This is a genomic window from Clostridium sp. CAG:43, from assembly GCF_000434655.1.
GTDB lineage: Bacteria > Bacillota > Clostridia > Lachnospirales > Lachnospiraceae > Otoolea > Otoolea fessa.
Genome location: NZ_FR895102.1, coordinates 36,415 through 45,172 on the forward strand (window position 1 = coordinate 36,415; position 8,758 = coordinate 45,172).

At 51.8% G+C, this 8,758-nt stretch carries 7 protein-coding genes; all 7 read left to right on the forward strand.

The genetic code is table 11. From position 1 onward, the window contains the following. Positions 1–127 precede the first annotated feature (127 nt). Positions 128–745 (forward strand): D-glycero-alpha-D-manno-heptose-1,7-bisphosphate 7-phosphatase, encoded by a 618-nt coding sequence (locus tag QVO97_RS09325; RefSeq protein WP_022360062.1) that lies wholly within the window; start codon positions 128–130, stop codon positions 743–745. A 59-nt stretch (positions 746–804) separates the two neighbouring features. Then, positions 805–3,384, forward strand: a complete 2,580-nt coding sequence (locus QVO97_RS09330; RefSeq protein ID WP_022360063.1) for a hypothetical protein — start codon at positions 805–807, stop codon at positions 3,382–3,384. A gap of 34 nt (positions 3,385–3,418) precedes the next feature. Continuing rightward, a complete protein-coding gene (locus QVO97_RS09335) occupies positions 3,419–4,054 on the forward strand; it encodes a D-sedoheptulose-7-phosphate isomerase (RefSeq protein ID WP_022360064.1) in 636 nt (211 codons plus the stop codon). 737 nt (positions 4,055–4,791) lie between these two features. Continuing rightward, positions 4,792–6,345 carry a hypothetical protein gene (locus QVO97_RS09340; RefSeq protein ID WP_022360065.1) on the forward strand — a complete coding sequence of 518 codons (1,554 nt, stop codon included), beginning with the start codon at positions 4,792–4,794 and terminating at the stop codon, positions 6,343–6,345. Between the two features lie 16 nt (positions 6,346–6,361). After that, complete coding sequence (locus QVO97_RS09345; protein WP_022360066.1) at positions 6,362–7,297, forward strand: glycosyltransferase family 2 protein; 936 nt, start codon at positions 6,362–6,364, stop codon at positions 7,295–7,297. Further along, positions 7,294–7,950, forward strand: a complete 657-nt coding sequence (locus tag QVO97_RS09350; protein ID WP_022360067.1) for a hypothetical protein — start codon at positions 7,294–7,296, stop codon at positions 7,948–7,950. Before QVO97_RS09345 ends, QVO97_RS09350 begins: the two co-directional genes overlap by 4 nt. Beyond that, on the forward strand, positions 7,881–8,758 hold an 878-nt coding region (locus tag QVO97_RS09355; protein ID WP_288189536.1), incomplete at its 3' end, for a hypothetical protein. The genes QVO97_RS09350 and QVO97_RS09355, both read left to right, overlap by 70 nt.

Sequence of the window (8,758 nt, forward strand, 5' to 3'; positions counted from 1 at the left end):
GCGGCAGGCGGACAGCTGATGGATTGGAATTTCGAACTGCGCGGCGCTCAGAGCTGGATCTGCGATGAGGACCGCTGGGACTACCGCGATATTCAGGTGCAGATGCCGGATAAGGAGTATACATTCCATGTGTAAAAATAGCTGTAAAGTAGTATTCCTCGACCGTGATGGCACGATGAATGTGGAGGTCAATTATCTTCACCGAAAAGAAGATTTGAAGCTGATTGACGGTACCGCAGAGGCGGTCCGTCTCCTGAACGAGGCCGGATATAAGGTGATCGTCATTACCAACCAGGCGGGCGTGGCGAGAGGTTACTATACCGAGGCGGATGTAAAAATCCTTCATGATTATATGAATGAGGTGCTGGAGCGTGACGGAGCACACGTAGATGCGTTCTACTATTGCCCGCACCACCCGGAGCATGGGATTGGACTTTATAAGAAAAAATGCCATTGCCGCAAGCCGGAGACGGGAATGTTTGAGATGGCAGAGCGCGATCTGCCGGAGGGCATTGATAAGGTGCATTCCTATATGATCGGGGACAAGCGCATCGACGCGCAGGCAGGAAAAAACTTCGGCGTGACCGGAGTCCTTGTCGGAACCGGCTATGGGGCAAAAGAACATGCGGAAGATAGGGCGGCTGGACTTATAAAAGAGGACGGAAGCTGCCCGGCGGGCGGTTATGATGCGTATGCGGAGACGCTGCTGGATGCGGTGCGCGGGATTTTAGGCGGGCGTATATAGAATGCGGCTCACAAAAAGATTCCGGGAGTACATAAACTAGAAAGAGAGGAACCATCGACATGCAGAATCAGAGACAAAACGGACGACCAGACGCAGCCGTGCGCATGGCTGGTCTTTTTCTGGTGCTGTTCTGCGTGGCGGCGGTTCTGATTCCGGCGAAAACGCTGTTTACGGGAAATGGTTTTTTTGCGGATTACATTCATTTCACGGAATCGAAACGGATGTATGTGGAGATTGCGATTCTGGCAGTCTTGATCTTTGGGGGGCTGGCGCTTTTGAAGCGCGGACGCAGCCGGATGTACTGGCTGACGGCGGTTGTGCTGGTGTTTTCCTGGATTCATGTGGTATTTCTGCCGATGGTGGTGTCGGCGATGTATCTGATTAGCCTGTTGGCGATCGGGCGGTTTTTGAGAAAACGGGTGTTTTTCAGGGGAACGGTCTGGGAGCGGCCTTATTTTTCTTTTTATATGGACTTCCTTTTTGGCGCCTCCTTTGCAATCGTTGTGTATTGCCTCCTTTCTGCCCTTGGCGTTGGAAAAATCGCCTGGATGCGCCTGATCGTCTATGCTCTGGGTGTGGCGGCGCTGGGCTTTGATTTTTCCTCGATTTCCTGCCAGTGCATCATGGGATGGCAGACGCTTTCCTGGATGCTGGATGGCAGGGACAAGGTGTCGGTTCATGTGATTGAGGCAGGGAAACAGGCGTTACTGTTCACAGGTAGGCACTTTTGGAACCGAAAGTGCCGTAAGAAAACGTGGTGGCAGCAGGAATTTGCCGTATTTAAATGCGAAGCCACGGCAAATTCCGTTACTGGGCACGTATGCGTGAACAGTAACAAACCGGCTGGCAGCGGGGTATCGCGGGAAATACCGCGCCGGGTGCGCCGGGCATGGACGCTGGCGGCTGGCTGGTGTGCCCTGATGTTCCTGATTCAGGTGGGACGCCTGAATATCGCACTCGACTTTGATACACTCTGGTATGGTGTGCGTTCCCAGTACATTGTGGCAGGCGGAACCGGGCTTTATGAGAATCCGGGGCTGGTCGGCATGGTCTATGTGTATTCGAAGGGCTTTGAGGTGCTGACTCTGCCGCTCTGCGATCTGGCGAGTCACAGCTACCTGACGTTCTTTAACCTCTGGCTGGCAGTTCTGGGAATCGGGGCGATGGTCTGGAATGCGGTGCTACTGACGGGCAATCGAAAGCAGGAGACAGAGAAGAAACTAACGTATCACAGCGTCTTGCCGGGAATTATGGCAGCTGTTTTGACGGTTTCGGTGCCGGGCATCATGAATATGGCGCTCACAGCCAAGGCGGATTTGATTACGTGGCTGCTGCAGCTTATTATGCTGGGATGTTTCTTTCAGTATATTCATGTGTATGAAAATCATTGGATATTCCTCTCCGGGGCAGCCGGTTCCTATTTCCTGTCCCTCACGATGAAGCCGACCTCCCTGGTCTTTTCCACTGCCGTATTTGGCATGATGGGGGTGTACCTTCTGTGGTTCTGGTTTCATGAGCGCGGGGCGGCGGCTGACCTGTTTCACCATCTGGTCCGCCTGATTGGCTCCTTATGCCTGCCGTTTGGGGCATTGGCCGGTATCTGGGCGCGGACGATGAAGATCACGGGAATGCCGGTCACTTCGGTGTTTACTTCGATTTTTGCATGGTTTGGTTTTAAAATGAAATACCCATTTGCTACCTCGGAGCTGCCGCAGAATTATCAGGAGGAATCAACGCTTCATGTGCTGGCGCGGCGCATCTGGCAGATGCTGATGCAGCCGCAGGGTGAAGATATGGGGCATGTAATTCTGGCGTGGGGAACCTCGCTGATGGCGGTGCTGATTGTGATGCTGGTGCTTTATGGGATTTTCTCCAAAAAGGGAGATGAGCAGTCCCATATCTGGAACGCGGCATTGGTAATTTTCTTCCCATTTGTGATCGTCAGCCTGATCAGCCTGTCGATGCTTTACCAGATCGACGGAAATTATTTCATGCTTCTGTATTCTATGCTGATTCTGGGGGCATGCCGGCCGATGGTGTATTTTAAGAAAATCGGCTTTTATCCGCTCGCGTCGAAGTGCCTGGCGCCGTTGCTGGTATTAAATCTGATTGTCACGGCGATCAGCAGCTGGGCGTGGACGGCTGGATTTTCGGAGATTCATCTTCTGAATAAAGGGCGTGTCAACCACCGGGCGCAGGAACAGGCGCGGATGGAGGAAAAGGGAAACACGCTGATCTGGCAGGAAGTGTCGCAGGATCCGGAAAACCGGGTGATCGCATTTGGAACGCATCCGTACTGTTTGCAGTTCCCGTGCAATGTGGAGTCGTATAAGGATATTACATCGCCGTGGGGCAACGTCGAACTCGTCAACTCGCCGGAGGCGTTTGAAACCTATATGGCGTATGCGAAGACAGATTATGTCTACGCGGAAGCAGGCTATCTGGGACCGGGAAGCTGGGAGTGGAGTCTGGATCTTCTGCGGGAGCAGATCCGCAGAGGCAGCCTGACCGATCTGTTTTTTGAAAATGGAAATATGCTTGCGCGGGTATCCGACACAGCGGTGCCGGAAGAAGAAGCGCAGAACAATCTGGAAATGTTTGAGCAGGAGTATTTATTTTATGATGCAGAAGCTCAATAGACATCGAAAAACCTGACAGGAGGAAATAGAAATCATGAAGGAATACGAGTACCTAGACGAGCTGATCAGCCGCTATCCGGTTCTTGCACCGGTGAAAGCGGATATTCGCACTGCGTATGAGACGCTGAAAGAGTGCTATGAGCGCGGCGGAAAACTTCTGATTGCCGGAAATGGCGGAAGCTGTGCGGATTCGGAGCACATCGTGGGCGAGCTGATGAAGGGGTTTGTGAAGAAACGCCCAGTTTCGGAAGAGATAGAAAAGGCACTGAAAACGGTGGATCCGCAGATGGGAGCGGAACTTTCCGAAAAGCTGCAGCAGGGACTTCCGGCGATCGCGCTGACTGGTCATGCAGGACTGACCACCGCATTTATGAATGATGTGGACGGCAGCATGATTTACGCGGAACAGGTGCTTGGATATGGAAAAGAGGGGGATGTGTTCCTCGGAATCTCAACCTCGGGCAATTCAAAAAATGTCCTGTATGCAGCCGTGACGGCAAAGGCAAAGGGGCTTAAGGTTATCGGGCTTCTGGGACGCGACGGCGGGCGGATCCGTGGGTACAGCGACACTGCGATTGTCGTGCCGGAGCAGGAGACATTTAAGATTCAGGAGCTGCATCTTCCGGTGTACCATGCACTGTGCCTGATGCTGGAGGAGTATTTCTTTTAAGATATATTTTGTTTCATGGAAAGGAAGTAATGATTCAGCAGGTTCATGAAGAAAACTGGATGATTACAAGGGAAAAGTATGTTATTTGGAAACAGGTCGGCAGACAAAACGGCGAAATGGAGAGTCACTACCCGCAGCTTTGCAGTGCTGCTTGCCTATACGCTTTTTATCTGGTGGCTGGAAGTGCTGGATCTTCTGGCATGGCTTTTACATGTACCACAGGGAACAGTTTTGTCGCGGGCGGCAGCGCTTGTTTTATGCGGCGCTGTCATGGCGGCAATCGGAAGATTTGAATGGGACCATGCGGGAGTGAGCCCGTTTTTTATAGCGGGAAGCTTGTTCATTCTGGCATTCTTTTCGGTCAAGGGATTTGCCCCGGATCAGAGCTATGATACGCAGAACTATCACCTGCTGTCGCAGATTCCCGGATTTGTGGACAACCTTCATTATCATGTGATACCGGGACGGTTCCAGATGTTCGGTTTCCGGCTGGGCGACCGGATGTTTTATCCATTCAGGTCGCTTTTTGGGCTTCGGATGGGGACATTGTTAAACGCACTGGCGATGCTTGTAGTTTATCGGCAGGTAACGGTGTTCCTGAGCATGGAGGCAGACCGGCTGGAAAGAAAATGCAGCTGGTCGAAGCATCTTGCGCCGGTACTGGCATTTCTGATTGTCAGCCGCCTGGAGTTGATTCAGGAGAGTGGCAGCTACATGGTCGAGCTTCTGGNAGCTACATGGTCGAGCTTCTGGCGCTGCCGTTTCTGCTGGAAATGGTATTTCTGCTTCTGCGCGGGCTGGATGAGGCGAAGCGGGAGCGCGAGGCGGTTTTATTCTGCCTGTTTGGTGGAATCCTGTTCTGCCTCAAGATGACGAATATCGTGTATCTGGTGCCGCTGGTGCTTCTGTATCTGTGGAAAATCCGGAAGTATCTGACACCGAAGCTGTTTCTGGGGTGTCTGGTGACGGGGGTGATTCCCGTCAGCGTGTACCTGATTTACAATGGGATAGCGATGAAAAATCCAGTTTATCCTTATTATAACAGCCTGTTTCATTCGCCGTATTTTGGGGAAACGGACTTTAAGGACCCGAGATGGGGACCCAGCAATATAAAAGAGTTTCTTTTGTGGGCATATTCGATGATCCGGCATCCGGATTACCGCCTGAGTGAGATCCCGGCGAAATACAACCTGGATCTGGCGCTGATGTATCTGGGAGCGGCGGGAGCCGGGCTCTGCTGGATTTGGAAGCGGGTCAGCAGCAGGACGGGAACCCTATTTCTGCTGTATGCCGCATCCTTTATTCTCTGGGCGGCAACGACGGGACACAGCCGCTATTTTATGGGCGGAATCTTATTTGCCGGAATGCTTTGCGGGTGTCTGGTGCTGCAGGGAATGGCTTCTATTTCTCCCAGGCTGACAGGCGGCGTTGTATTTGCAATTATGTTTATAGTTGTTTACGCCGGGCGCGCTTACGATGCTTACACCTGTGTCTGGAACGGCGGGGAATGGGCGATGCGGGCGGTGAGCCGTGAGAGTATCCGCAGCAACCTGCCTTACGTATTTCACGATCATCAGCTGTTTACACCGGAAGAACGTTCCAAGATTGACCGCATTTTCCTGACCTGGTCGGATGTGGGAAGTTATGCGCGGCTTGCGGGCGAAGATGTGCCGGTCTGGAACCGGTATTCGATCGTCAATGAGCTTTCGGAGCAGAAAGACGCCTATATCGATGAAATCGAGGCGGCGATGGAGGCAGGCGAGGGCGTCTATGACATGATCCCGCAGGGACTTGAGACGTTGGAAAGCTATCTGGAATGGATGAATGAGGCGGGATGGTACGTGCATGATATGGAGTATCAGGAAACAATCCTGCAGGGCAGCCAGTCCTTTACACTGGCAGGGCTTGAGATGGCGCATGGACGCGAAAACTGCTGGTACCGCACACAGGAGATTTTCATGGATGCACAGGAACCGGAAAAAGAAGTACCAGAATGGCGCTGGGAGAATACCAGCGGGGACGCTCATCCGACTATCCGGGTGGTTCTGTGTGATCCGGACTACTGGGTGCTGAAGCAGCCATTTGAAGTGGAAATCATCGCCTCGGATGGGACAAACAGCCGGACGGCTGCTGTGATCCAGGCGGGACAGAAGGAATATGAACCGGTGGAAGTACAGCTTGATCTGACAGGGCTTCAGAGAGAGATAAAATTGGAATTGGTAAGTACAGCTGAGACAAAACGGGCTGTTGTGATCAATCCGGAATGGTCCGCCAAAACGGTGGAAGAGTGAAAACGGGAGGAGAAAAATGGACAAGATAGCGGTATTAATTCCGTGTTATAATGAAGGTCAGACGATTGCCAAGGTGGTCAAGGACTACCGCGAGGCATTGCCGGAGGCAACGATCTATGTATATGACAATAATTCATCGGATCACACGGATGAGATTGCCAGGGAGGCAGGCGCGGTTGTGCGCTATGAATACCAGCAGGGCAAGGGAAATGTCATCCGCAGCATGTTCCGCGACATTGACGCGGAGTGCTATGTCATGACGGACGGCGATGACACCTACCCGGCGGAGGACGCGAGAAAGCTGGCAGACCAGATTTTACAGGGAAAAGCGGATATGGTCATCGGCGACCGCCTTTCTTCGACGTATTTTACCGAAAATAAGCGTCCGTTCCACAATACGGGAAATCGTCTGGTGCGTGGGCTTATCAACCTGATTTTCAAGAGCAATATCAAGGACATCATGACAGGCGCGCGCGCATTTAACTATGAATTTGTCAAGAGCTTCCCGATTCTTTCGACCGGATTTGAGATTGAGACGGAGATGAGCATCCATGCGCTGGACAAGAACTTTAAGCTGGTGGAGATCCCGGTTGGATACCGTGACCGTCCGGAGGGAAGTGTGTCAAAGTTAAATACGTTTTCGGATGGATTTAAGGTGCTACGCACGATCGCGAGACTCTTCCGGGATTACAAGCCATTTGCGTTCTTTGGATGGCTGGGACTCATTTGTTTTGCGATTGCAACGGCATTTTTCGCGCCGGTGCTCAGCGGCTATCTGGCAACCGGCATGGTGCCGAAGTTCCCGACCCTGATCGCGTGTTCCGGGCTCTATGTGATTTCGTTCCTGTTGTGGATCAGTGGTGTGATTCTGGAGGTTATTACGAAGAAACACCGTCAGTTATTTGAACTTTACTTGAACCAGCTGAGCATTTTAAAGAGGAGAAACGGATGAAACGCCGTGTATTTTTAGGGCTTCCGGTTATTTTGGGGATTTTGTTTTATATCTGGTATATATTTCATGCCTCGGACAATGTGGCGTATTCGGATTATATCCGGCTGGTCAATTCGTATCTGCCGGATGTGACAAATCCGGCGAAATTCTTTGTACCGGATATCCTGACGCGCGTTCCGATCACGTATCTGGGGCGCATCATCAATGTGAAACTATTTGGTTATAATACGTATTTTGACATGATTCTGGGTGTTTTGAGCCTGGGTGCGGGCGCGGCGGTGCTGGCGCTCTACGCAGAGCGGAACCGCTCGGTCGGCTATCTTTCCTTCCTGTTGATTCAGTTTGTATATTTCAGCCTGAATAAATGGGAAATGATGACGAACGGGACCGGCTGGGTCTGCACTTTGTCGATCTCCGGATTTTTATTCCATTTTGCAGTCCTCGACCATGCAGCGGCGACCCGGTGCCGGAATATGTCTGACCGGGTGCTTCTGGCAATTCTGCCGATCCTGCTGGTCGTGCTGGTGGCAGGACCGTACAGCGGCGGCTATGCGGTGATTCTGCTGCTGGCATACGGCGCACTGTGGCTGGCGGATCGGCGCGGGAATTTGCACAGTCAAAAGATGCATCGTCCTGGACGGAAATTCCGGTAAATGGTGCGGCATCGCTGACAGAGATTCTGGATAGCCAGTCAGAAGGTACAAAAGAGATTTCCCTGTATGTCCGTAAGAAAGCGGGCACTTCCGGCGCTGCAGGCGAAGCAGCCAAGATAAAGATTCCGGCAAGACCGCCAAAACCGGCTCAGATAACAGATGTAACGAAAGGTAGCTACTCTATCAAGGTAAATGGACAGTTCGATTCCAGTTACGAGTACGGAATTGCCGAATCTGAGTCTGGTGAGCCTGAGTGGTGGACGACGAAGACGTTTACGTCGCCGAAGCCGGCTAACACGTATTACGTAACCCTTCGTGTGAAAGCAACAGACAGCAGTTTTGCATCGAAGCCAGCTGATCGTTTGGAGGTGACAACACCGGATGCATTACTGATCGACGGTCCCGCTGGCGCTGTATCCTTTGAAGCGAAGGGAACCTATGGACAGACGCTTGCTCAGATTCAAGTACGGCTGGCAGAGAAATTTAAGGTTGTTAATTATGGTAGAACGGAGGTTTCTGGAAATTGGCACTTCATTGAAAGGCAGGGCGGAATGTCTGCTTCCTCCATTTATCCGGAGGTAAAGGGAAGCACTGCATATCAGGTCGAATTTATACCTGATAAAGCATCGGAAGGGCAGTATGGAAATAGTTTGACAAGAGACGTGGTTCCGGAGATATCTCCGAAAGAGTTGACCGCAGTTATTACGACACCTATTGTAAAAGACTATGACAGAAGTACCGGTATCGCATTAGAGGCGACGGTGGAGATAGAAACTCCGGGTCAGAGCACGGGTCAGAGATATAACAT

Bases quoted from the DNA above. Each gene is read 5' to 3' on its own strand.
- QVO97_RS09330 (WP_022360063.1), top strand. From the start codon at position 805: ATGCAGAATCAGAGACAAAACGGACGACCAGACGCAGCCGTGCGCATG.
- QVO97_RS09335 (WP_022360064.1), top strand. From the start codon at position 3,419: ATGAAGGAATACGAGTACCTAGACGAGCTGATCAGCCGCTATCCGGTT.
- QVO97_RS09350 (WP_022360067.1), top strand. From the start codon at position 7,294: ATGAAACGCCGTGTATTTTTAGGGCTTCCGGTTATTTTGGGGATTTTG.
- QVO97_RS09345 (WP_022360066.1), top strand. From the start codon at position 6,362: ATGGACAAGATAGCGGTATTAATTCCGTGTTATAATGAAGGTCAGACG.
- QVO97_RS09325 (WP_022360062.1), top strand. From the start codon at position 128: ATGTGTAAAAATAGCTGTAAAGTAGTATTCCTCGACCGTGATGGCACG.
- QVO97_RS09340 (WP_022360065.1), top strand. From the start codon at position 4,792: ATGGTCGAGCTTCTGGCGCTGCCGTTTCTGCTGGAAATGGTATTTCTG.